Genomic DNA, 23,104 nt, shown 5'->3' with positions numbered 1-23,104 from the left:
GGGGTTTCTCCATTGACGGGGCTGGTGCCCCTCATTGCTGAGCCCGGGTGGGCATGATGGATGAGGTGGATGGGTCGGCCATCAGGCTGGCCAATCCCTGGTCGGTTGGGGCGGTCTTTTTCAGCTGCGCGATCCAGTTCGGATCGAAGCTGCTCAGGTCGTTGGCCACCGGCAGGTAGCGCTCGGGGAATTCCCAGATCACCACTTGCGGCGCAGCGTTCTTCAGGTCGTCGCTCTGCAGGTACTTGAGCATCGGCAACACCGGTCCCTTGCCGTCCTCGGCATGGTTGACCAGGTCGCTGCCCAGCGCCTGGCGCAGCGCGCCGGCGAAATTCCAGCGTGCGTTGGCGCTGTAGCTGGTGCCGACCAGCGCCAGTGGCACCTGGGTTTCGCCGAACAGCGCGTCGTCGCTCTGGGGCGCGCCTTCCTCGGCGGCGCGGGTCTTGCGCACCTGGACCTGGTCCGGGGCCGGCAGCATGTCGCTGAACAGCGGGTCCAGCGGCAGGAAGGTGACCAGGTCGCCCTGGTAGGCCTCCTGCTCGCCCACCGACTCGGTGACGAAGGCTTGCGGTGCGACGGCCAGCGGTGCCTCGCGACGGATAACCGCGCTCAGCTGTTGGGCCACCACTTCAGCCCCCCGTGGTGTCCAGTGGGTGTCAGTGCGCAGGAATACGTCGCCGCTCAGTTTGGCCTGCTGCAACGGCCCCAAGAGGTCCGGGGCGAGCACCCCGGCCTGGCGGGCACGGGCCTGGAAGGCCTGGAACAGGTCGCCGTGCAAGGTCGCCGGCACGGTCTCGCCGATGTACTCGGGGTACAGCCGCGCCTTGGCTGGCAGGATCGCCAACACCAGCTTGATGTTCTTCTCGGCCAGGCGATTGCGCACCCCTTCGATCAGCGCCCAGTTGTCCTGGATATGCTGCTGGGCATTGGCCACCGGCTTGAATTCCTCGTCGCTGTACAGCCAGTCCTCGCGGCCCAGCACCACCCCGGGGCGGCCTTCGCCGAACACCTGGTAATCCAGCGCGGCCCAGAGGTTGGTGCCCAGGCGCTTGATCGGGAATTCCTTGTCGTAGTGGGTCTCGAAGGCCTTGGCCCACTGGCCCTGGAGGAACTTGCCGTCCGGCGGGGCGCTGAACTCGCCGAAGCTGCGCACCGACCAGGCACCCAGGCCCAGCAGCAGGCCCATAAACAGCCCGACATAGAGGAGTCTTAATTTAAGCGTCATGCTCGTCCTCGCTTAGAACTGGAAATACAGGAAAGGGGAGTAGCTCTGCGCCGACAACTTCAGGATCGACACGCAGAACAGCAACAGGATCATGGCGCGCAGGCCGTACAAGGGCAGCGCGGCGGTCCAGGCGGCGGTGGGTGCTGCGCCTCCGGCCGTGGCCAGCGGCGCTGCGCCGCCAGCGCCTGCTTGCGCCGCGGTCAGCTTGGCCTCGGCCTTGGGCGCACTCTTGGACATGGGGTTGCGGTAGAACTGGTGCAGCCCGCACACGGCCAGGGTGACGTAGGCCAACACCAGGGTGGTGCTCTGCAGCTGGGTAATGCTGGCGCGACCCAGTTCCGAGAGCTGCCAACCCTGCAGGCTGAACATCGCCGGACTGAACATGGCGCCGTACATGCGCCAGGCCACATCGAGGTTCTCGGCGCGGAAGATGACCCAGCCCAGTACCACCAGCAGGAAGGTAAAGGCCCACTTCAGCGGATTCAGGCGGCGCGGCGCGGCGTCCACGTCGAAGTAGCGCTCGATCGCCAGCCAGACCCCATGCCAGGCGCCCCAGATGATGTAGGTGAAGTTGGCGCCGTGCCACAGGCCGCCCAGCAACATGGTCAGGAACAGGTTGCGGTAGGTGGCAAAGGTACCGCCACGGTTGCCGCCCAGGCTGATGTACAGATAGTCGCGCAGCCAGGTCGACAGGCTGATGTGCCAACGCCGCCAGAACTCGGTGATCGACTGGCTCATGTAGGGCTGGTTGAAGTTCTCCATGAAACGGAAGCCCATCATCAGGCCCAGGCCGATGGCCATGTCGCTGTAACCGGAGAAGTCGAAGTAGAGCTGGGCGGTGTAGGCCAGCGCACCCAGCCAGGCATCCCCGGTACTGGGATTGGCCAGACCGAAGAAGTGATCGGCCAGCGGTGCCAGGCTGTCAGCGATAAACACCTTCTTGATAAAGCCCTGCATAAAGCGAGTGGCGCCTTCGGAGAACTTGTCGACGGTATGGGTGCGGTGGTTGAACTGGTCGACCAGGTCCTTGAAGCGCAACACCGGACCGGCGATCAGGTGCGGGAAGATCGCCACGAAGGCTGCGAAATCGATCAGGTTGCGGGTCGCCGGAGTGTCGCCCCGGTAGACGTCGATGATGTAGCTGATCGACTCGAAAATGTAGAACGAGATACCGATCGGCAGCAGGATATGGGTCAGGATGAAGGGCTCGAAGCCCCAGCCGGACATCAGGGCGTTGATGCTGTCGACCCCGAAGTTGGCGTACTTGAAGTAGCCCAGGATGCACAGGTCGACCACCACGCCGAGCAGCAGCCAGCGCTGCGCCGGTTTGGTGCGGACCCCGGCGGCCCCCACCTTCAGGCCGATCCAATAGTTCCACAGGGTGACGCCGGCGAACAGCGCGAGGAAGTCCACACGCCACCAGGCGTAGAACACGTAGCTGGCCACCAGCAGCAGCAGGTTGCGATAGCGTTGCCCGCTCAGGTAGTACAGGCCGAGGAATATCGGCAGGAACAAAAACAGAAACACGTTGGATGAAAAAACCATAACGCCAGTCTCACTAACACGTGCCAACTTTGAGGCCCCGTTGGACCTCCCCTTTTGTTGCTGATACCGGCCTCAGCGACCGGTAAAACGCTGCAACAGCACCGCCGACCCCAGGGTCAGCCGGGTTCCTTCACCAGAACCAGAAGCGCTTTTTTTCCACCGGGCGTTCGGCAATGGCTGCCGGGGCGCCGGGCAGGGCTTGCTGAAACAACGGGGTGACATCGCCGCCCAGGCGCGACGTCTTGAACGGCTGCAGTGAGTCCCGCCACTCGAGCACGTCGGCTGTGCATGCATAGAGGGCGCAGTAGGGCTCCAACCAGGCGAGCTTGCCGCTCTTTTCCAACCCGGCCATGTCCTGGTCCTCGTCGGTGCGCGCGACAAATGCATCGGCGTCGTCCACGCCTTCGATGACCCGTTGGGCGAGGCGTTGTAACGCGCGGTGGTTGGTCTCGCGCAGATCCACGCCATTGCTCTGGGCAAAGGCCGCGATCATCAGCAAGGGCGGCAGGCTGTAGTTGTGATAAGCCAGGGCGCGCTGCTCGCGCTTGAGCTCGTTGGGCAGGAACCCTTGCTCGTCAACCTGCTGGGCCGCCACTTCGAGTTGTTTCACCGACCAGTCGAACAGGTCGCGGCGATCGCTCACCACGGCGACGGTCATGACCGACCAGGCGGCCCAGTAGCTGTGGTTGTTGATGTTTTTCAGGGGCAGCTCGCTCCAGTCGCCCACCACCTGATCAGCCAGCCGCACAAACCAGGCTTCGATCGCGCGGGTCTGGTGCCCATAGGGCTGCAACGGCTGCGAGGCGGAAAACTTCAGGCGCAGGTAGGCCCCAGCCAGACTGCCCAGGGCCCATTTGCGCATCGACTTGCCGGTATGGTTGAAGTCCTCGGAGCGCAAGGCATCGGCCTGGGCCCAACTGTCCAGCCACTGCAGAGCACACTCCAGTTGCTGCGGTTGGCCATCACGCAGGTAGTGCATGACCAGTTTGGTCAGGCCCTTCTCCATGTCGGTGATGTCGCGGGTCTGGTCACGAAAGGACTGTTCCGCCGCCGTGTTCAAGGTGGCCCGGGCTTTATCCGACCCTTCGTATTTGCTGTGAAAGATCAGGGCGCCGGTAAAGGGCGCAGGTACCGTGGGGCACTTCTCGACCTTGGATTTTTGTTGCATCGGCACCGCCGCGTAGTAACCCGGCGGCGGCACCAGGGCGCTTGCCTGACTGACGGCGCTGTACAGCGCCAGGCCAAGCAGCGTGGGGTAGCACAAGGGTTTCATGGCGGTCTTGAGCCTCATTCGCTTTGCGCCGTCAGGCGATTGCCGTCAGGGCGTTTGCACAGGGTGGCCTCGACGCTGAGGTTTTCCGGCATGTCGGTGGCACCCTGGATTTCCATGGCCAACAGGTTCAGGTCGCGCCAATCCGGATCGTTACGCAGCTCAAAGACATAGCGTCCGCCGGTGTCGACGCGTTCGCTTTGCTCGAGCTTGTACTGTTCACGGCGCCCGTTGAGGTACCAGAGGGTGGCCTGGGCCGCGTGTACTGAGGGGTCGCTGAATGTCAGATCGACCTGATAGTCGCCACCACGCAGCTGCTGCTTATCCGGGTGGGCGTTGATCAATACTTCGTTGCTGCCAGGGCGCAGTTTGATCTTGTTTTTGAGTACTGCTGGCCGGCCATCGCAACCGTTGTCGGCCAGGGGAACCGCCTGGCGGTAGAAGCTCTTCTGCGCCAGGTCGTAGTGGGGGGCGAATTCCCAGATCAGAATTTTGGGCGGTTTGTCGTGGAAGTCCTTGCTGCTCATGTACTGCAGGATGGAACTGTCGAAGCCGCCACCGCTGACCGCCAGGTTGAGCATCTCGACGCCGCTGTACTCCTGCAGGAAACCGACGAAGTTATAGGCCGGTCCGCTGTTACTGGTGCCGACCACGGTCACCTCGGTGGTTTTTTCCTCTCCGAACAGGGCGTCGTCGCTGGTGCTTTCACCCACGGGTTCGGTTTCGTAACGGTCGACATGTTCGGTGGCGTAGCTGGTGTTGCAGAACTGACCGGCGACTTTGTGCAGCGCCCCTTCCTTGGGAAACAGACCGACCCGTTTGCTGACGAACTCCTGCTTGGGAATTGTCTCGAAGCCCGGCATCTGTTTCAGCGTTTCGGCGACCAGCGCTGCGGTACGGTTAGCGCCAGTGGGCGTCCAATGGTTGTCACCCTTGAAAAAGTAGGCGCGCTGTTCGTGCTCGGCGAACAGCGGCGACAGGTCGGTGACCCAAACACCGGTCTTGCGCAGCTGCTCGACGGTGTCAAGGTAGTTACGTTTAGCCAGTTCGTAGTCGAAGCTGGCCCGTTCGGCACCGATCAGTTTGTCGGGGTGCACCAGGCCGCGGGTCGGTTGGTAGACCACCAGCAGTTCGATGCCTTTGCGCTTGAGCGCCTGGCTCAGCTGCTTGAACTGTGCATAGCCGGCCGCGGTGGTGCCAAAGTCGGTGCGCAGGTCGTAGCGGGTGCGGAACAGCCAGTCGTCCTGGGCCTGCACCAGGCTGCTGAAGAAATTCAGGTACGGGGTGTTGTACTGGCGGACGTCGGTTGCCTTGGGGCAGAGCGGGCCTATCACCTGGGCGCTGTAGTGCGGTTCGGCGAACGCCAACCCGGTTGGGGCCAACGTGGCGGCGAGTAGGGCGGCGCTAAGGGCGCCTAGCCGGAAAGGGGTGCGTGCTCGCATGGGTCAGTGTCCTGTGTTCTGCAATTCGGCCTGGCTTTCAACCGGGTCGATCAATACGGCTTTACCCTGGCGTACCATCAGGTCGAGGATTTCCTCCTGGCGTTCGCCGAGGATGCCGCTGAAGCTGATGCCCGAGGTCTTGGTCGGTGCCAGCAGGTCGACGCGATAGAGTTCGACGCTCAGGGGCGAGTCGATCGACAGCGGGCCCGAGCCGTTGCCGGCCAGGCGCCCACCCACCACCAGCATCGAGACTTCGGTGTCGAAGGGATCGAGGGCAATGTTGCGGTCGGTGTCGCTGAGATCCTTGATGTGCCCGTAGACCCCGGTCAGGGCGTTGCCCGCCGAGAGGTTTTCATACAGGCGGATGTTCACGCTGTTGCGCAAGCGGATGCCGTGACGGCGGTTGTTGAGGATGCGGTTGCCCCACAACAGATTATCCGGGCTTTCGTACAGGGTGATGCCGTCGGAGTGGTTGCGGTACAGCTCGTTGTAGGCGATCAGGTTATTGACGCTGTTGCGGTCGATCACCATGCCCGACAATTTGTTGTCGTAGCTGCGGTTGTTGAAAATCCAGCTGTCGTTGACTTCGCGGGAAATGATGATGCCGTGCTTTTTCTTGGTGCCGAATACGGTGTTCTCGGCAATGATCAAGCGGTGCGAGCGGTCGTGGGGGTCGATGCCATAGACCACGTTGTCACGGTAGGTATTGCCCTTGATCACCACGTCGCGGGCTTCGTAGCAATAGAAGCCGTAGTACATGTCGATGAACTCGGAGTCGAGCACCCAACCCGTTGGTTCAGGACGTTGCATGACCTTATGCTGGTTGGGCGTGTACTGGGAAATACTGACGCCGTAGGACTTACTGGTCTCGTAGCCGAAACTGGTCAGGGTGCTGTTGAGGATATAGGTCTCGGTACCCCCCCAGGCCAGCAGGAAAGGACGAAATTCGGTGGCTTTACGGAAAGTCGCCGGACCGTTGTCGGCCTCGCGCCAGGCGGTGATCTTGCTGTCGGTGACGAACAATTTGCCGTCGTTGACCATAAAGGAGCCGCGCTCCTCGGACAGACGCAACTCCTGGGTCTGCTTGTCGATGTGCAGGGTCGCATCGTGGCCCACGACGATTGGCAGCCGCGCCAGGTAAACGCCCGGCGCGGTTTCGCTGAAGTACTCCTTGGGCAACTGCCGCGCCAGTTGGGTCAGGTTGACGTAGCCGCCTTCGATAAAGATCGCCTGGGGCATGCCACGCTGGCGAGTCACCCACTCGGACATACGGTTGTTGCCGCCAATAAAGTCCTTCAGCGCGTCCTGTTGCAGCATGCGCCGCACGGTCACGCTGCCACCAGGGCTGGTGACGATCTTGGCTTGCACCGCGGCGGCCGTGTAGCCGCTCAGGTCGGGCAGTTTCGGTGGGTCCAGGTGCAGCGGTTCGATCGGCGCGCTGCTGACGGTATAGGTCTTGGCGGTGCGCAGCTCCTTGACCGCCTCGGGGGACGAGGCCTGTACCCAGCTGCTGCCCAGTAGCAGGGCGGCAGCCAGCAGGGACAAGCGGCGCGGCCGACCGGGGGCGTTGAAATGGCTCATGGCGTATGCGATTCCCGTTTGCATCAGTAGCGCCAGATCACGTCGACGAACGCGCGGTGCATCAGCGAATCGACATCCTCGCCATAGGCGTCGCCCGGGACGAACAGGCCGCCACGAAAGCGCACCAGTGCCGAGGGTTCGTCCAGGGATTGGCTAAGGGCGGCCGGCAGCAGCCCCTGTTTGAAGTACTTGGTCATTACCAGATCGACTTCCTGCCCAAGGTCTTTTTCACCCTGCAGCAGCGGACGGCTGAAACCACCGTCGTCGAGTTGGGCATTGATGCCACTTCTGCCGATCTGTTGGTCGTCATCGAGGCGCCAGAAACGGTGGTAGATCAGGCTGGCGTCATAGTCCTCGGCCAGCTGCCAGGAGCCGAACAGGCTGACGGCCTGCAGGTTGCTCAGCTCGCCACGGAAGGCTTCGCCGAGACGGTGGCTGCTCGAACGGGTGCCGGTGAAATTGGAGCGGTTGCTTTCCAGGCCCGTCTGCTCGAACTGCTGGTCACGGTTGTTGCCGCCGCCGCTGCCACGGGCATAGGCGGCGCCCACCTGCCACTGTGGGTCGAGGCGCCAGCGCAGGCCGAGATCGGTGGCCCAGGCGCTGACGTCGCTGCTCTGCACGGTACGCCCGTCGATGGGGTCGAGCGGGTTGAGCAGCGTCTTGCGATCGCCGGTCAGCCAGGTCAGGCTGGCCCAGTAGTTCAGCGCGTTGGGGTTGCGGAAATCATAGGCATCGCTGTCGGCGGTGATACCCAGCCAGGTCAGGTCGCCGATCGAGCGTTTGTCGTCGATATCGACCTCGCCATCCGGGCTGGACAGCTGGCCGTCATCGCGCCGGTGGTGCGCGCGCAGGCCGGCCCAGTGACCGGGCGTCCACTGCGTGGCGACATCGCCAAACAGATGGGTGCGATCCTCGTCGTTGGCCGACAGTTCGTCGAGATCGGTGCGGTAGTCGCTGAAGCGTTCGGCCAGGCCCAGGTGGGCGCGCAGCAGGGTAGTGTCGAAGGTCCAGTTCAACGCTTCGATATTGGTGTCGCGCCATTGGCCGTCGGGGTTGCGCAATCGCTGGCGACCCAGGCGCAGGTGTTCGCCCGGGTAGTCGGTGAGGCCGGCGTAGTCGACCCAGAATTCGCGCAGGGCCAGGTAGTTTTTTTCCGGTTCACGGCCGTCATCGCTCGACTGGCTCGCGCCCTGCAAGTCGTCGGACTCCAAGGTGTCGGTCTGGATGATATCGGTGGCGGTGACCGCCTGGCCCATGGCATAGGCGCTCCAGTGGCCCCATTGGCCGTAGGCCCAGGGGCGGACGTCGAGGCCGAGGCCTTGCACATCGCCGCCGCTGCGCGTACCCAGGTCGCGGTCATCTTCGGACTGCGCGGTGATCTTGATATCCACGCCGAAATTTTTATCGGCCATCTGCACGGCCCAGGCCGTGCTGGTGGCCAGCAACGACAGGCCGAGTCCCAGGCCTATGCGTGGGCCGCAGCCCTTCCAGTGAGTCAGTATCATAACGGTACCTGCTTGAGTTGCATGGCCTGCAGCGCGCCATCGGGCACTGCGGCGGCGCCACGCAGCTGCTGCTCTTCACGCAACAGCTGGAGGGCTTGGGGGCGTTCTTGCGGTTGCAGCTGCGCGTCGATGGCCTGCGCCAGCGCTTGCCGCTCCGGCAGTGGCGCGGTGGCCGTGTGCACGGCCAACTGACTGAATACATAGGCATTGACGCGGTTGACCTGAAAGCCCTTGCCTTGGGAGAACAGTTGGGCCAGGGCGAAGTCCGCGCTGGCCTGGCCGGCTCGGGCGGCCACCAGCAGGTGCTCGACCGCCTTGTCCGGGGCGATCTGCCCCAGGTAGCCACGCAGGTAGATCTGCCCGAGGTAGTAATGCGCACTGCTTTCGCTGAGCGCGGCCTGTAGCAGGTGCTGTTCGGCTTTTTGCGGGTCGCGGGGGACCAACTTGCCCTCGTAGTGGAGTTTGCCCAGCAGCAGTTCGGCCCGCGGCACGGCGGCCGCTTTCCCGGCTTCCAGGTACTCCATGATCTTCTCGACCGAGCCCAGCGCTGGGTATTCATAGAGCAGGCGGGCCAAGCTGACCCAGGCCGCCGGGTACGCCGGCGCGATTTCTTCCAGCAGGGCTTGCGCGGTGGTTTCGTCGGTCTTGCCCAGCTCGGCATTGGCCAGCACCAAGGCGACGTCTTCGACCCGACTGGCGGGTACGGAGCCGCCGGCATAGGCCGACTTCAAGCGTTCGAGCAAGGCGGCCTGGTCGTCGCCGCGTTCACCTTTCTGGTAAACGGTGGCGAGTTCCAGGTAGCAGGCATCGTTGCGCGGCAAAGCCTGCACGCAGATCTGCTCGATCTCCGCCAGGTGCTGGTCGTAGCTGCCTTGGCTGCGATACAGCTGGATCTGTACCAGGTCGACCTGGGTGAAGCCGGCTTGGCGCCATTGCTTCAGGCGTGACTCCAGGTCCACGCCGGCGAACAGCCGGGCGTGATTGAGGTAGAGCGTGGCCAGGGGTACCAATGCCCCCTGCTCGCCATGCTCGAAGGCCTCGCGCAGCAGGCCTTCGGCTTCGATGCGCTCGGCATCGGTCGCCGTGGGCTTGCCAGCCAGCAACTTGCCCAGACGTGCCTTGGCCCGTGGCGAGTTGTCCAGGGCCTGGCGGTAGGTCTGTTCGGCCAGGCGCAGTTGTTCCGCATCGCCGCTGGCGACCTGCAGGTCGGCGAGGCCGACTTGGGCATCGGCGTAACCGAGCTCTGCAAGTTGCCGGTAGTGCCGCTCGGCGGTGACCGTGTCACCGTTCTTCAGCGCCTGTTGGGCCAGCTGCTGGTCCGGCAGTCCCGCGCAACCGCCCAGGCCAAGGGCGGTGAGCAGCAGGAGTCGTTGAGTGGTAAACACCGTCATCTCTCCTTAGCGACCGGCCGCCAGGGCTTTATCGAGCATCCAGTCGAAGGAGGGGCCGTGGTCGGCGCTCACTTCCACGGGGCGCCCGGCCAGGGTGCTGTCCAGCGGCTCGGCGGGTTTGATCACCACGCGGATATCGGCCGACAGGTCTCCGTCATTCAGGCTGCTGCTGACGATAGTGCCGCGACGCACGTTCTCTTCGCCGGCGACCTGGAAGGTCACGCTGGCGCCGGGTTTGACCTGGCGGAAATGCTTGTAGGGAAAGCGGGCTTCGATGGTGGCTTGGCTGTTGCGCGGCACCAGTTGGAAGATCACCGCGCCTTTGCTGGCGAATTGGCCATCAGCGACCAACTGCTCGGTGACGATGCAGTCGCAGGGGCTGGTCAGGGTGCCTTTCATCTGCTCGCCGAACAGCTGCTCGACGCTGGCGGGGCTGAGTTGTTCTTCGCTCAGGTGGCCTTTGAGCATCTCCAGCATGGAGGTGCTGAACGCGGCGATGGGCGCGCCCTTTTTCACCATCCCGTCGGCACCGACCAGACTCTGCACCGTGCCTTCGCGGGGCATGGTCACTTGCAGGCGCGGCATGCTCACCAGGCCGGATTCGGCGTGTGTGACGAAGTACAGGCCATAGATGGACTTGAAGATGAAACCGAAGGCTGTCAGGCCGACCAGGAAGATCCCCAGGCTAAAACTGACGGCGCGCAGACGACCCAGCATGCCCATGCCGGCCATGCCGCCGCCGTTCTTGCGGGCCTTGGTGAAGTTGTCTCGCTGCAGGGTGGTGAGCAGGTCGCCGACGCTCATCAGTTCGCCGCTGAGGTGGGCGCTGATCAGGTAGCGCAGGGTGGAAATCTCCCGCGCCTTGAGGTTGTGGAACTGGCAGCCGGCCCGGGTACTGGCCGCGTCCAGCGAGCAGACCTGGAACTCCACGTCGATGGCCAGGCCGATATTGTCGACCTGAAACACCAGCTTGCCCTTGTGGTAGTCGCCGACCTTGACCGGCAGCTTGCCGCTGATAAAGCTGAAGCCACCGGCAGACAAGTCCACCAATTGATGCTCGGCCACGGCCTGGCCACCGCTGGCGAAGCGGATCTTCGCCGGCAGCTTGATCCGCGCATGTTGGCGCTGGGCTTCTGATTCATGCACGACGTTGAGGTTCACGACTGTATTCATGGCGGTATTCCTAGAAGATCCATTCATGTTCGATCAAACCACTATCAGCAGCGCGGCGATGAAGACGCTGGCGGCGGAAAAGGTCATGGTTCGTGACGACCAGGTGTTGAACCAGCGCTGAAAGCTGGCCAGGTCGCGGTTGAGCTTGGTGGGTTGGCGGGTCCAGGATTGCTGGTCGAGTCGGAAGAACACGTAGATCTTCACCAAGGCGCCGACGATCTGGTTGTAATAGAGGATCAGCGGGTAGGCCGGGCCAATGGCATGGCCGGTCAACGACAGCAGCAGGGTCAACACCAACCGTGTGGTACCGATCCACAACAGGTAGATCAGCAGGTAGACCAGGCTGTACTTGAGGCTGGCGATCAAGGCGACGGCCAGGCCCAGCAGGCAGGTCCACATAGATACCCGCTGGTCGAAGAGCACCAGGCTGGTAAACCAGCCCAGGCGCTTGGTCCCCAGTTTCATGGCGCGCGAGTTCTGCCGCAGGTTGTTGCCGTACCAGCGGAACATCAGCTTGCGACTGGCCTTGATAAAGCTCTTCTCCGGCGGGTGTTCCACCGTATAAATCGCGGCGTCCGGTACGTAGAAGGTGTCGTAGCCCAGGCGCATCAGGCTGTACCAGCTGGATTTGTCATCGCCGGTGAGAAACTTGAAACGGCCCAGGCGCCAGTGGTCCAGCGAGTCGCTCTCGACGTCGGCGATGAACTCGGGATCGACGATCACCTGGGCGCGGAACACCGACATGCGGCCGGTCAGGGTCAACACGCGTTTGGACAGGCCCATGGAGCACATGTTGAGGTGGCGTTGGGCGAAGCGCAGCTTGTGCCACTCGCTCATGATATAGCCGCCGCGTACCTCGCAGAACTCGTTGGTGGTCAGGCCGCCGACATTCGGGAACAGCTTGAAGTAGGGCACGGTGGCGCGAACAATGCCGCTTTCCAGCACGCTGTCACCGTCGATCACCGCCACCACCGCGTTGGCATCCGGCATGTGCCGGGAGATGGCGCGAAAGCCGTGGGCCAGGCCGTCGCGCTTGCCGGTGCCGGCGATGCGCACGAAGTCCAGCTTGACCCGCGCGGGTGGGTTGTACTTGGCCCAAAGGGTCTTGACCAGCAGCTCGTCGGACAGCTCGACAATGGAGCAGACCACGGTGGTCGGTAGACCACAGTCGATCGCTTCCTTGATCACCGAGCAGTAGACCTGGGCAGTGGTCAGGGCGTCGATACGGAAGCTGGTGACCATCAGGAACACGTGGGAGGGGTCGGCCGCGGCACCTAATTTGCGCGCCTTGCGCCGGTAATAAGGAAACACCAGGTAGAGGAACAGCATGCCACGCAGGAAATGGATCCCGCCCATGGAATAACGCCAGATGCCGACCACGCCGATCAACAGGAGAAAGTCCTTGGAGTCGGGGTCGAACACGGTGCGGGGCAACGCCAGGGCGATGACCATCAATAAACTGAGGTAGAACAGCCAACCAGCGGCCTCGATAAGACCGTTTTTTAGCCTGTGCATAGCTGCATCCATGATCTGTTTCGCACGATCCAACGCAGCAAAAAACGGGCGCAAAGGCCTCACTTCGCGCTGCGGCGAATCGATGGGGTTAAGGCAGGTGTTAAAGCCCCGCAGGCGTCAGGGACGCCTGCGGAGAAAGGTGCTACCAGCAGATGCCTTCAGCGCCGCCACGTGTCGCGGCGGTCATGAAGCCCACCAGGTCGACGACTTGTTTGCCGTCCGGTGCGTGCTGTGCCAGTGCCCTGAATTTCTCATCGCCGTTACCCAGCACGATGATGTCGGACTTGTCGATGACTTGATCGAAATCGCTGTTGAGCAGCGAGGACACATGGGGAATCTTGGATTCGATGTAGTCCTTGTTCGCTCCGTAAACCCGTGCGTATTCGACGTTGCTGTCGTAGATGCTCAGCTCGTAACCTTTGCCGATCAGCATTTCAGCCAGTTCGACCAGTGGGCTTTCGCGCAGGTCGTCGGTACCGGCCTTGAAGCTCAGGCCCAGCAGGGCGACTTTGCGCTTGTCGTGGCTGGCGATGATGTCGAAGGCATTCTGTACCTGGGCCACGTTGCTGCGCATGATCGCGCCGAGCATCGGGTGATCCACGTCCAGCTGGCCGGCACGGTAGGTCAGGGCGCGCACGTCCTTGGGCAAGCAGGAGCCGCCGAAGGCGAAGCCGGGGCGCATGTAGTAGCTGGACAGGTTCAGCTTGTGATCCTGGCAGACCACGTCCATCACTTCGCGACCGTCGACACCCGAGGCCTTGGCGATATTGCCGATTTCGTTGGCGAAGGTCACCTTGGCGGCGTGCCAGACGTTGCAGGTGTACTTGATCATCTCGGCAACAGCGATGTCCTTGCGGATGATCGGCGCGTCGAGCTCCTGATAGATTTCTTGCAGCAGGTCGCCGGACTGGGCATCCAGCTCGCCGATCACGGTCATCGGCGGGAAGTCGTAGTCCTTGATCGCCGTGCTTTCGCGCAGGAATTCGGGGTTGACCGCTACACCGAAATCGACGCCGGCGCGTTTGCCCGAGCAGTCTTCGAGGATCGGGATCACCACGTTTTTCACCGTGCCCGGCAACACGGTGCTGCGGATCACCACGGTGTGACGTTGGCTCTTGTCGCGCAGGACATAGCCGATTTCACGGCAAACCGACTCGATGTAGTTCAGTTCCAGGTCGCCGTTTTTCTTGCTCGGAGTACCGACGCAGATAAAAGACACTTCGGTGTCACGGACGGCCGCTGCGAAATCAGTGGTGCCACGCAGCAAGCCGGACTTGATGCCTTTTTCCAGCAAGGCTTCCAGACCAGGTTCGACGATAGGGGACTTGCCGTTGTTGATCAGGTCGATCTTAGTGGCCGAAATGTCCACGCCAACCACTTCGTGGCCGCGCGAAGACAAGCAACCTGCACAGACTGCACCGACATAACCCAGGCCAAAAATACTAATACGCATAGCGCTCACCTTAATCCGTTAATTCGCCGTTAATATGGCGGCAGTAAAATGACACGTCCTCTATGGCGCCCGGTTCAATATATTGAATCGGTCGGGCGCAGGCATAAAGAAGACATGGCACCAATATAAATTGTGCTGAAGTTGGGCTTGTTATGAAGGATCGCCCTTAAATGCAGCGAAGTGCTCCATTCTGGAGCACGAGGCCTCTAGGTGGCCGCTTGTGGGGTCATTGTCAGGGGGTGTGCTCTCCAGTCTTTGACGGTTAAACCTATAGCCTCAAGACATCACTTGGAACTTCCGCAATCCTTTGCCGACATTGGTGCGATGGGCTTTGAAGCCGCGCCGAAATTGTTCAGGGAGTATGAACGCAGCGGCGGAGTGTTAGTTCATACCGTTCGTCATTTTTGCGAAGTGATTCGAAATAATTTTTTCGTAATGAGTAATTTCATAATGATGGCATGTCCGCTCAATGCCGTAAATATAGCGGGCTGTAGCGGAGCTGACTCATTGCCATCATTGTAGCTGAACGCAAGTGCCAGTTTCCGCGTTTTGTGAAGTTGGCCGGCTGTTATCCAGTTGTAATATGAGATTGTTGGACGATTTTACTTAATGACAACTCATGACAGAACTTCCAAAGGTTTTTTTCGGAATGCCGACTGTTTCGGCTTTATGTGTGCGCTATGTCAGTTTGCTGAACAATTGGCTGCGCGCCTATGCGACGGGTTCCGCAGAGCGGCTCACGCCGCTGTGACCTCCTGCACTGGGCGCCGCAGCGCCTTGATGGCTTGGGCGGGCCCTTATGGCGCCGCTTCCCTTGCATGTCGCCGATCGGCGGACGCCTTGTCGGCATGGAGGGCGGGCGCCTGCGCCGTGGGCCGTGCTACAGGCGCTTGCCGGTGGGGGCGTTACCCTGGACCCTGTGCCTGAAGGGCCGTGTCACTGCGGCTCGCGCAGAAACACCAGCCGGTCGGGTTGCGACTGCTCCCGCGCGTAGCGGTAGCCTTCGGCGTTGAAGTCCTGCAATCCCAGGGGATCGCGCAGGCGCTCCTTGATCACGTAGCGGCTCATCAGCCCGCGGGCCTTCTTGGCATGGAAGCTGATGATCTTGTACTGGCCGTTTTTCAGGTCACGGAATTGGACATCGATGATCCTGGCATCGAGTTGCGGGCGTTGCACCGCGCTGAAGTACTCGTTGGAGGCCAGGTTGAGCAGCACCTGGTCACCTTGGTCGCGCAGCGCCTGCTGCAACCAGCCGCTGATCAAGTCACCCCAGAAGGCATACAGGTCCTTGCCGCGTGCATTGCCCAGACGTGTCCCCATCTCCAGGCGATAGGGCTGCATCAGATCCAGCGGTCGCAGCAGGCCATAGAGGCCCGACAGCATGCGCAGGTGGGTCTGGGCGAACGCGAAGTCTGCCTCATCGAAGGTTTCAGCCTGCATGCCCGTGTAGACGTCACCCTTGAATGCCAGCAGGGCCTGCTTGGCATTGTCCGGGCTGAAGGTGGGCGTCCAACTGCCGAACCGGGCGGCATTCAGGCCGGCCAGCTTGTCCGACAGGTGCATCAGTTCAGCCAACTGCGTCGGGCTGTAGGTGCGTAACTGGCTGACCAGCTCCTGGGCGTGGTCCAGGTGTTCGGGATGGGTGAAGTGCTCGGTTACCGGCGGCGTCTCGAAGTCGAGGGTTTTGGCCGGGGAAATCACCATCAGCATGGCGCGGTCTCCAGGTCGGAAAAGGTGCGCGATTCTAGGCCCTCGAGGGGGGCAGCGTCTGCGCCGGTGCACTGACAGGTCCGATGGGAGGTTCTTTGGACGCGTTGTTGCGGGGCCTCGGCCGCCTGCCATTCCAATCGATTCGATGCTCCGGGTCTGGCCGCCCCAGCCTGTGGTTGGGGCGCTGAGGTCATTCGGCGAGCGCAGGGCAAGCACATGCGCGAGCGCGTGGTCGGCCTGTTTTGGGTAAGGGAGAACCTTTGACTTTAACGGCACCTCAGCCCAGCGCCAAGGGCTATTCGTCGTGGTGACGAATAAACTGCAAAAAGATGAAAAGAGCTTTTTTTTGTCATGCTTTTTGCGGTATTACCAAAGGCAGACCGCCGAACCCTGCAGACAGGTGGCGAGCCTTGGCCCTCACCTCGTTGCACCTTCTCCCGCTCCTGGCTCGAGAAGTCGGCGGTCCTCCGCGGCGGAGGGCTGTTCGGGCATTCCGCCGCTTGGCCCCTCGTAACAAAGGTGACCGAGTATGGATGACCATGGACGTTCTGGCCTGACCGCACCGATTCTCTATGCTCTCGATACCAACGTGCTGATTCACGACCCCAACGCGTTGCTGAATTTCGAAGAGCACCATGTCGCCATTCCGATGACGGTGCTGGAGGAGCTGGACAAGCTCAAAACGGGCAAGCAAGGCATCGCCGCCGAGTGTCGCCAAGCCATTCGCCTGATCGATCAGATCCTCGGCACCGCCACCCCTCAGGAGGTGGAGCACGGCGTTCCTATCCCGCGGGGCAAGAACCAACCCTGCGGTTTTCTCTCGATCCTGATGAGCAAACGGACCGATCCGATCGCCTGGCTGCCCGAAGACCTCAACGACAACAAGATCATCAACCAACTGGTGGAATTGAAAGCCCACAGCCCGGGGTTGTCCGTGGTGCTGGTGACCAAGGACATCAACATGCGCCTGAAGGCGCGCGCCTGTGGCATCGAGTCGGAGGACTACCACACCGACCAGTTGGTCGACGATATTTCGCTGTTACCCCGCGGCTACCACACGGTGAGCGGCTCGTTCTGGGACCGGGTGAGCAAGGTCGAGACGCGTCAGGACCACGGCCGTACCTGGCACCGGGTGCAACTGACCGACAACCTGCCGGCGGTGCATATCAACGAATTTATCATCGACGACCAGGGTTTCGTCGGCTGGATCAAGGGTATCAAGGCCGACGAATTGCTGATCCTCGACCTGCACCAGGAGCCGCTGCTGCACCAGGAAGCCTGGGGCTTGCGGCCGCGGGACATCTACCAGAGCCTGGCGCTCTATGCCTTGCTCGACCCCGATATCCACCTGGTCAACCTGTCCGGGGCCGCGGGTTCCGGCAAGACCATCCTGGCCCTGGCCGCTGCCATCGAACAGACCATGGTCAGCAAGAGGTACCGTCGCATCATCGCCACCCGCAGCGTGCAGGGGTTGGACCAGGAAATCGGCTTTTTGCCGGGCACCGAGGCGGAAAAAATGGAGCCTTGGCTGGGCGCCATCACCGACAACCTGGAAGCGCTGCACATGGACGATGAAAACACCCACGGCAGCGTCGACTATATCCTGCAAAAGGTACCGCTGCAGTTCAAGTCGCTGAACTATATCCGCGGTCGCAGCTTCCAGCAGAGCCTGATCCTGATCGACGAATGCCAAAACCTGACGCCGCATCAGATGAAGACCATCATCACCCGTGCCGGGACCGGTTCGAAGGTGGTTTGTCTGGGCAATCTGGCACAAATCGACACGCCTTACCTGTCGGCGCCCAGTTCGGGCCTGACCTACCTCACCGAGCGATTCAAGGATTTCCCCCACGGTGTGCATATCACCCTGCAAGGGGTGCCACGTTCGGTACTGGCCGAATACGCCGAAGCCAATATGTAGGGGCGCGTGCCGCGCAGCTAAAAGCTGCAAGCGCTAAGAGAGAGCAACAAGCCTGGCTCCCACGCCAGGCTTGCAGCTCATCCCTTACGACTACCCCTTACGGCCAATGGCTTGCCGCTTATGACTGCGGTGTACAATAGGCCATCCTTTCAACGAAGCCCCTGCCATGCTGACCCATCTCGATTCCCAAGGCCACGCGCATATGGTCGATGTCACCGACAAAGCGCTGACATTCCGTGAAGCGGTGGCCGAGGCCTGGGTGCGCATGCGCCCGGAAACCCTGCAACTGATTCAGGACGGCGGCCACCCCAAGGGTGACGTCCTGGCCGTGGCGCGCATCGCCGGTATCCAGGCGGCGAAGAAAACCGCCGATCTGATTCCGCTCTGCCATCCCTTGCTGCTGACTGGCATCAAGGTCGAGCTGACGACCGAAGGCGCGGATGCGGTGCGTATCGTCGCGCGCTGCAAGCTGTCGGGGCAGACCGGGGTGGAAATGGAGGCCCTGACCGCCGCGAGCGTGGCCGCCCTGACCATTTACGACATGTGCAAGGCGGTGGACCGTGGCATGGTTATCGAGTCTGTGCGTCTGCTGGAAAAGCTCGGCGGCAAGAGCGGGCACTACCAGGCGGAGACTGCGCAATGATCCGGGTGCAGTATTTCGCCCGCTACCGCGAGGCGCTGGGTATCGAGGCCGAGCAGCTGAGCGGCGAGTTCGCCACCCTGGACGACCTGCGCCTGCACCTGCTGGCCCGTGGCGGGGTCTGGGAGGTGCTGGCCGAACAGAACCTGATGTGCGCGCGCAATCAGGAACTGTGCAGCCTGCAGGAGCCGCTGCGCGAGGGGGACGAGGTGGCGTTCTTTCCCACTGTGACCGGAGGTTGAGGTGAGTATTCGTGTGCTGGAGGCCGCTTTCGATCCCGGTGCCGAACTCAACGCGCTGCATGCCGCCCAGGTCGGCGTTGGTGCGGTGGTCGGGTTTGTCGGTTACGTGCGTGATTTCAACGAGGGGCGCGAGGTTGCCGGCATGTTTCTCGAGCACTTTCCGGGCATGACCGAAAAAGCCCTGGCCCGTATCGCCGAAGCAGCCGGGCAGCGCTGGCCGCTGCTGAATATCGAGATCGTCCATCGCATCGGTCGGCTTGAACCGGGCGAGCCCATCGTCTTCGTCGGCACCGCCAGCGCGCACCGCGAGGCGGCTTTTGAAGCCTGTGCCTTTGTCATGGACTACCTCAAGACCCGCGCGCCGTTCTGGAAGAAGGAAGACACCGCCGACGGCCCGCGCTGGGTGGAAGGCCGTGCCAGCGACCAGCAGGCCGCTGCACGTTGGGGCAATGGCGAGGACCTGTCCTCAGCCTGCCAAACGCCCCTGGTGGTTAACGACCCAGCGCCGGAATAAAGGCCAGCAAGCCCTTTGGCAGCTGTGCCCGTAGCGTGGCGCTGAGGGCTTCGCGGCGTTTCTGGTAGAACAACCCCAGGGCGATGATGCCCAGGCCGATCAAGGTCAGCACGATCGGGAACAAGAGCGAGTCGTCGAACACCTCGTAGGCCAGGTAGCCCAGGTAGCCGGCCACGCCCAGTGCGCCAAAGACCATGAACGTGGCCCGTCGCAGCAGCACCGCCAGGCCCATCAGCCCCAGGTTGATCAGCCCATAGCCGGCTTTGCCCCACTCACTGCCGCTGTCCATCAGGCTCAGTCCGCCCCAGAACGCCAGCAGGCCGGCCAGGTAGCCCCAGAAGGCAAAGTCCTGTTCGGTGCGGGCGTCCACCAGCAGGCTGACCAGCAGCAGGGCGAGGCCAAACCACAGGGAGATCCAGCGCCGCGCTTCCCAGTCGAAGGACTCACCGTAGAACAGTTCGGTCAGGTCCATCGACATAAACCACAAGGCCACGGCCATCGGCAGGACGATAAAGGGGAAGGGCAGCAGGCGCAGCATCAGCAGGCCGACCACCAGGGTCGCCGCTTCCATGGCCAGCCAGCCGCCTTGCACATACTGGTAGTAGTTGCCGTAATCGGACTGTCCGTCGTCCATCGGCCAGAGCCCGGTCAGGCGTTCCACGGCGAATACCACCAGCGGCGTCAGGCTGACCGCCACCGCGCCCAGCAAGCCACCGGGAATCTGCTGGCCGCGCCGCCACAGGCTGATGCCGCCCAGGGTGAACAGGCCCATATAGGTCAGGGCGATAGTCAGCAGCGCCCCGTTACCGATGCTCATCCAGGCTTCGGTGAGCAGCCAGCCCAGGGCGCCCATGATCAGCAGCGCGCCGAAATAGTAGGCGATATGGGCCAGTTGAAAGCTGCCGCGGCTGGCTGACTGTCCCTGCAGGAACTCCAGCAGGGCGCGGTCCTGGCCGGGTTGCAGTACGCCCGCACCGACGGCGCGGGTCAAATCCTCTGCGGTGAACGTAAACGGCATGACGATCTCCGGTGGGCTTAACAGCGGGTGCGCAGGCGGGATGTCTCCGCCGGCTGCCTAAGGGAGACGAGCGTGCCAGCGGTCGCGACACGGTTGGGAGCACCGGGCACAAAAAAGGCGAAGCGCGTGATGCGGCTTCGCCTGCTGTACCCGAGGCGTGTGCTGTCCTTAGTGTTTGCGCGGCACGCTGCGCAACAGTTCGGCGGACGGCATCTCGCAGCTGATCTTGCGCCCGAGCAGGGCCTCGATCGAGGGCAGCTGGTAGGAGTCGTCCTCGCCGGCAAAACTGATCGACACGCCACTGGCCCCGGCGCGGCCGGTCCGGCCGATACGGTGCACGTAGTCGTCCGGTACCTCGGGCAGGGTGAAGTTGATTACGTGGCTGATGCCCTCGATATGGATGCCGCGTCCGGCCACATCGGTGGCCACCAGCACGCGAATCTTGCCCTCGCGGAAGCCTTCCAGGGTCTTGATTCGCTTGTGCTGAGGCACGTCGCCGGACAGCTGCGCGGCATTGACCCCATCGCGCACCAGGCGCTCTTCGATGCGGCGGACCTCGTCCTTGCGGTTGGCGAAGACCATCACCCGTTCCCAACTGTTGTCGTTGATCAGGTTGTAGAGCAATTTGTATTTGTCGCTGCCGGCGACGGCATAGACATGTTGTTCGACGGTTTCACTGGCGACGTTCTCCGGCTCGATCTCGACGATGGCCGGGTCGGTGGTCCACTGCTTGGCCAGGTTCATCACGTCTTCGGTGAAGGTCGCGGAGAACAGCAAGGTCTGCCGTTCGCCCTTGTGCGGGGTCTGGCGAATGATTTGCCGGACCTGGGGAATAAAACCCATGTCGAGCATCCGGTCGGCTTCATCGAGCACCATGACCTCGACCATGTCCAGGTGCACTTCGCCGCGTTGGTTGAAGTCCAGCAGGCGGCCGGGGGTCGCCACCAGGATGTCGCAATAACGGGCTTCGAGCTGCTTGAGCTGCTTGTCGAAGTCCATGCCGCCGACGAAGGTCATCACGTTCAGGCCGGTGTAACGGGTAAGCCCGGCGGCGTCCTTGGCGATCTGCACCACCAGCTCGCGGGTCGGCGCGATGATCAGTGCGCGCGGCTCGCCCATGTAGCGTTCCTTGGGGGGGGGCGTCTGCAGCAGCTGGGTGATGATCGAGACCAGAAACGCCGCGGTCTTGCCGGTGCCGGTCTGGGCCCGGCCAATGGCGTCCTTGCCGGCCAGGGTATGGCCCAGCACCTGGGCTTGGATCGGCGTGCAATAAGGGAACCCGAGGTCGTGAATGGCGTGCATCAACTCGGGCGCCAGGGCGAAGTCATGAAAACGGGTCTTGCCTGGCTGTGGCGCTACCTCGAAATCCGCCAGCGTCCAGGTGTCCACCGGCTTGGCTTGCCGCTCACGTCGGGGTTTAACCGCCTTGGCGGGGGCCGCGTCAGCGGCTGTCGCCGGTGCGTGCGGGGCTGCGGTTTCGGCAATCGGCAACGGCGAGGCGGCGCGGGGAGGGTTCGGGCTTTCGGCAGTCGAGGCGGCTGGCGTGGCGATCACGCCAGCGCTGGGCAGTTCGCCTTCGCCTTTGCTGAACATCTTCTTCAGTGCTTTGAGCACGGGCATCTCGTCAATTGATTAAGGAATGTACGCCGGCCAGTGTAAAGCAAGAAGGTCATGTGGCGAAGTACCCCGATTTCGCGCCTCAGGGGCCTCGCGGGTTCCCGGGGCCAGATGCGTTTTTTAGCGTGGCAGGTTTTCCAGGAGCAGGCGCTTTACATTGCCGCCCATGATCGCGCTGATCTCATCGGCGGTGAAGCCGCCCTCCAGCAGACCTTGGGTGAGTTGCGCCAAGCCGCTGGTGTCGAACGGGGTGTGCACCGCGCCGTCGAAATCGGAGCCCAGGGCGACGTGCTCGACGCCAATCAGGTGGGTGGTGTAGCGGATCGCACGGACGATGGCCGCCACCGAGGTGTCGCATACCGCGCCATTCCAGTAGCCGATGCCGATCACGCCACCGCCCGCAGCAATGGCCTTGAGGTGTTGGTCGCTGAGGTTGCGTGGGCCGGGGCACGTGCCCTCGACACCGGTGTGGGACACCAGCAAAGGGCGGCTGCTGATCGCCAGCACGTCTTCGATCAGCGCGCGCGAGGCATGGGCCAGGTCGATCAGCATGGCTTTTTCTTCCAGGCGCGCCACTGCCCGGCGACCGAAGGGGGTCAGTCCGCCCTTTTCCAGTCCATGGGCAGAGCCGCCGACCTCGTTATCGAAAAAATGCGTCAAGCCGGTGATGCGAAAACCCGCCTCGTACAGCCGGTCGACATTCTCCAGGCGGCCTTCGAGTGGGTGCAGACCCTCGGTGGCCAGCAGTGCGGCGACGCGGCGTGGTTCCTGCGGCCAGGCCTGGATAAACTGCGCCAGATCACCGCGGGTTTTGATGGGTACCAGGCGGCCGTCGCTGGCCGCGGCGGCTTGGTGCAGTTTCTCGGCTTGATACAGCGCACGCTGCAGCAAGCTGTCCCAGGTCGCCCGGGGCCAGCGCTGGGCCATGACCAGCGGCGTAAGGTTGTCACTGTCGGCGGCGTTGCGCTCGTAGTTCAGTCCGCGTGGGCTTTTGGTCACGGTGGAAAACACCTGCAGCGCCACCCGCCCTTCCAGCAGGCGCGGCAGGTCCGAGTGACCCCGGGCGTGGCGCTCGAGCAGGTCGCGTTGCCAGAGCAGCACATCGTCGTGCAGGTCGGCGATAAACAGCTGTTGGTGCAGTTGCCGCGCCGGGTCGCTGGCCGGGTAGGGGCCTGGCGTGGCGACCGTGTTCATTCGCCGGTCCATCAGGTTAGGCGCGGCGAAGAACAGGGCGATCCCCAGCGTCAGCAGGGCTAGCAGGATCAGGCCAAGAGTGCGCATTCAACAGGCGTCCATGCAGGGTCAGGTGCGCTCACTGTAGCAAGGACTGGACAGGGCAGCG

17 protein-coding genes and 1 pseudogene are annotated in these 23,104 nt (G+C 62.6%); 4 read left to right on the top strand and 14 right to left on the bottom strand.

Going from position 1 to position 23,104, the window contains the following annotated elements:
• Positions 1-31: 31 nt before the first annotated feature.
• The 11 genes from ABWY06_RS02380 to yaaA all read right to left on the bottom strand — a co-directional run bounded on the left by ABWY06_RS02380 (position 32) and on the right by yaaA (position 15,810).
• Positions 32-1,225 carry an alginate O-acetyltransferase gene (locus ABWY06_RS02380; RefSeq protein ID WP_353923960.1) on the bottom strand — a complete coding sequence of 398 codons (1,194 nt, stop codon included), beginning with the start codon at positions 1,223-1,225 and terminating at the stop codon, positions 32-34.
• A gap of 12 nt (positions 1,226-1,237) precedes the next feature.
• On the bottom strand, positions 1,238-2,770 hold the full coding sequence (locus ABWY06_RS02375; protein ID WP_353923959.1) for an MBOAT family O-acyltransferase: 1,533 nt from the start codon (positions 2,768-2,770) through the stop codon (positions 1,238-1,240).
• 130 nt (positions 2,771-2,900) lie between these two features.
• Positions 2,901-4,061: a mannuronate-specific alginate lyase gene (locus ABWY06_RS02370; protein WP_353923958.1), complete on the bottom strand. Its 1,161-nt coding sequence runs from the start codon at positions 4,059-4,061 to the stop codon at positions 2,901-2,903.
• On the bottom strand, positions 4,058-5,482 hold the full coding sequence (locus ABWY06_RS02365; RefSeq protein WP_353923957.1) for an alginate O-acetyltransferase: 1,425 nt from the start codon (positions 5,480-5,482) through the stop codon (positions 4,058-4,060). The genes ABWY06_RS02370 and ABWY06_RS02365 overlap by 4 nt, the downstream gene beginning before the upstream one ends.
• Positions 5,483-5,485: 3 nt before the next feature.
• Entirely contained in the window at positions 5,486-7,063 is a 1,578-nt protein-coding gene (gene algG, locus ABWY06_RS02360) for a mannuronan 5-epimerase AlgG (protein ID WP_353923956.1), read from the bottom strand.
• Between the two features lie 23 nt (positions 7,064-7,086).
• On the bottom strand, positions 7,087-8,568 hold the full coding sequence (locus tag ABWY06_RS02355) for an alginate export family protein (protein ID WP_353923955.1): 1,482 nt from the start codon (positions 8,566-8,568) through the stop codon (positions 7,087-7,089).
• Positions 8,565-9,959, bottom strand: a complete 1,395-nt coding sequence (locus ABWY06_RS02350) for an alginate biosynthesis protein AlgK (protein ID WP_502948139.1) — start codon at positions 9,957-9,959, stop codon at positions 8,565-8,567. Before ABWY06_RS02350 ends, ABWY06_RS02355 begins: the two co-directional genes overlap by 4 nt.
• A gap of 6 nt (positions 9,960-9,965) precedes the next feature.
• Complete coding sequence (locus ABWY06_RS02345) at positions 9,966-11,132, bottom strand: PilZ domain-containing protein (protein ID WP_353923953.1); 1,167 nt, start codon at positions 11,130-11,132, stop codon at positions 9,966-9,968.
• Positions 11,133-11,165: 33 nt separating this feature from the next.
• Positions 11,166-12,647 carry a mannuronan synthase gene (alg8, locus tag ABWY06_RS02340; RefSeq protein WP_353923952.1) on the bottom strand — a complete coding sequence of 494 codons (1,482 nt, stop codon included), beginning with the start codon at positions 12,645-12,647 and terminating at the stop codon, positions 11,166-11,168.
• A gap of 142 nt (positions 12,648-12,789) precedes the next feature.
• On the bottom strand, positions 12,790-14,100 hold the full coding sequence (gene algD, locus ABWY06_RS02335; RefSeq protein ID WP_353923951.1) for a GDP-mannose 6-dehydrogenase: 1,311 nt from the start codon (positions 14,098-14,100) through the stop codon (positions 12,790-12,792).
• A 936-nt stretch (positions 14,101-15,036) separates the two neighbouring features.
• The gene (gene yaaA, locus ABWY06_RS02330; RefSeq protein WP_353923950.1) at positions 15,037-15,810 is read right to left on the bottom strand and encodes a peroxide stress protein YaaA; all 774 of its coding nucleotides are present in this window, start codon (positions 15,808-15,810) and stop codon (positions 15,037-15,039) included.
• A gap of 529 nt (positions 15,811-16,339) precedes the next feature.
• Here yaaA and ABWY06_RS02325 point away from each other — a divergent pair.
• The 4 genes and pseudogenes from ABWY06_RS02325 to moaE form a co-directional block, all read left to right on the top strand.
• Complete coding sequence (locus tag ABWY06_RS02325; protein ID WP_353923949.1) at positions 16,340-17,731, top strand: PhoH family protein; 1,392 nt, start codon at positions 16,340-16,342, stop codon at positions 17,729-17,731.
• 166 nt (positions 17,732-17,897) lie between these two features.
• Entirely contained in the window at positions 17,898-18,374 is a 477-nt protein-coding gene (gene moaC, locus ABWY06_RS02320; protein ID WP_353923948.1) for a cyclic pyranopterin monophosphate synthase MoaC, read from the top strand.
• A complete protein-coding gene (locus ABWY06_RS02315; protein WP_353923947.1) occupies positions 18,371-18,613 on the top strand; it encodes a MoaD/ThiS family protein in 243 nt (80 codons plus the stop codon). The genes moaC and ABWY06_RS02315 overlap by 4 nt, the downstream gene beginning before the upstream one ends.
• Before the next feature lies 1 nt (position 18,614).
• Positions 18,615-19,058, top strand: a pseudogene (gene moaE / locus ABWY06_RS02310) (molybdopterin synthase catalytic subunit MoaE); the annotation flags it as partial.
• 46 nt (positions 19,059-19,104) lie between these two features.
• On the opposite strand, the gene ABWY06_RS02305 reads toward moaE, so the two are convergent.
• The 3 genes from ABWY06_RS02305 to ABWY06_RS02295 form a co-directional block, all read right to left on the bottom strand.
• Positions 19,105-20,145 (bottom strand): DUF2157 domain-containing protein, encoded by a 1,041-nt coding sequence (locus ABWY06_RS02305; protein WP_353923946.1) that lies wholly within the window; start codon positions 20,143-20,145, stop codon positions 19,105-19,107.
• Positions 20,146-20,313: 168 nt separating this feature from the next.
• Complete coding sequence (rhlB, locus tag ABWY06_RS02300; RefSeq protein ID WP_502948138.1) at positions 20,314-21,759, bottom strand: ATP-dependent RNA helicase RhlB; 1,446 nt, start codon at positions 21,757-21,759, stop codon at positions 20,314-20,316.
• A gap of 123 nt (positions 21,760-21,882) precedes the next feature.
• Entirely contained in the window at positions 21,883-23,043 is a 1,161-nt protein-coding gene (locus ABWY06_RS02295) for a dipeptidase (protein WP_353923944.1), read from the bottom strand.
• Positions 23,044-23,104: the final 61 nt, after the last annotated feature.

Source organism: Pseudomonas sp. (assembly GCF_040514055.1).
Classification (GTDB): Bacteria; Pseudomonadota; Gammaproteobacteria; order Pseudomonadales; family Pseudomonadaceae; genus Aquipseudomonas.
The sequence above is the reverse complement of the archived record's forward strand: the minus strand, read 5'-3'. Positions and strand labels throughout refer to the sequence as shown.

What these genes read in the sequence shown, in the direction of transcription:
- ABWY06_RS02380 (WP_353923960.1), bottom strand. Translation starts at nt 1,225, where the DNA reads ATGACGCTTAAATTAAGACTCCTCTATGTCGGGCTGTTTATGGGCCTG.
- ABWY06_RS02375 (WP_353923959.1), bottom strand. Translation starts at nt 2,770, where the DNA reads ATGGTTTTTTCATCCAACGTGTTTCTGTTTTTGTTCCTGCCGATATTC.
- ABWY06_RS02370 (WP_353923958.1), bottom strand. Translation starts at nt 4,061, where the DNA reads ATGAGGCTCAAGACCGCCATGAAACCCTTGTGCTACCCCACGCTGCTT.
- ABWY06_RS02365 (WP_353923957.1), bottom strand. Translation starts at nt 5,482, where the DNA reads ATGCGAGCACGCACCCCTTTCCGGCTAGGCGCCCTTAGCGCCGCCCTA.
- algG (WP_353923956.1), bottom strand. Translation starts at nt 7,063, where the DNA reads ATGAGCCATTTCAACGCCCCCGGTCGGCCGCGCCGCTTGTCCCTGCTG.
- ABWY06_RS02355 (WP_353923955.1), bottom strand. Translation starts at nt 8,568, where the DNA reads ATGATACTGACTCACTGGAAGGGCTGCGGCCCACGCATAGGCCTGGGA.
- ABWY06_RS02350 (WP_502948139.1), bottom strand. Translation starts at nt 9,959, where the DNA reads ATGACGGTGTTTACCACTCAACGACTCCTGCTGCTCACCGCCCTTGGC.
- ABWY06_RS02345 (WP_353923953.1), bottom strand. Translation starts at nt 11,132, where the DNA reads ATGAATACAGTCGTGAACCTCAACGTCGTGCATGAATCAGAAGCCCAG.
- alg8 (WP_353923952.1), bottom strand. Translation starts at nt 12,647, where the DNA reads ATGCACAGGCTAAAAAACGGTCTTATCGAGGCCGCTGGTTGGCTGTTC.
- algD (WP_353923951.1), bottom strand. Translation starts at nt 14,100, where the DNA reads ATGCGTATTAGTATTTTTGGCCTGGGTTATGTCGGTGCAGTCTGTGCA.
- yaaA (WP_353923950.1), bottom strand. Translation starts at nt 15,810, where the DNA reads ATGCTGATGGTGATTTCCCCGGCCAAAACCCTCGACTTCGAGACGCCG.
- ABWY06_RS02325 (WP_353923949.1), top strand. Translation starts at nt 16,340, where the DNA reads ATGGATGACCATGGACGTTCTGGCCTGACCGCACCGATTCTCTATGCT.
- moaC (WP_353923948.1), top strand. Translation starts at nt 17,898, where the DNA reads ATGCTGACCCATCTCGATTCCCAAGGCCACGCGCATATGGTCGATGTC.
- ABWY06_RS02315 (WP_353923947.1), top strand. Translation starts at nt 18,371, where the DNA reads ATGATCCGGGTGCAGTATTTCGCCCGCTACCGCGAGGCGCTGGGTATC.
- ABWY06_RS02305 (WP_353923946.1), bottom strand. Translation starts at nt 20,145, where the DNA reads ATGCCGTTTACGTTCACCGCAGAGGATTTGACCCGCGCCGTCGGTGCG.
- ABWY06_RS02295 (WP_353923944.1), bottom strand. Translation starts at nt 23,043, where the DNA reads ATGCGCACTCTTGGCCTGATCCTGCTAGCCCTGCTGACGCTGGGGATC.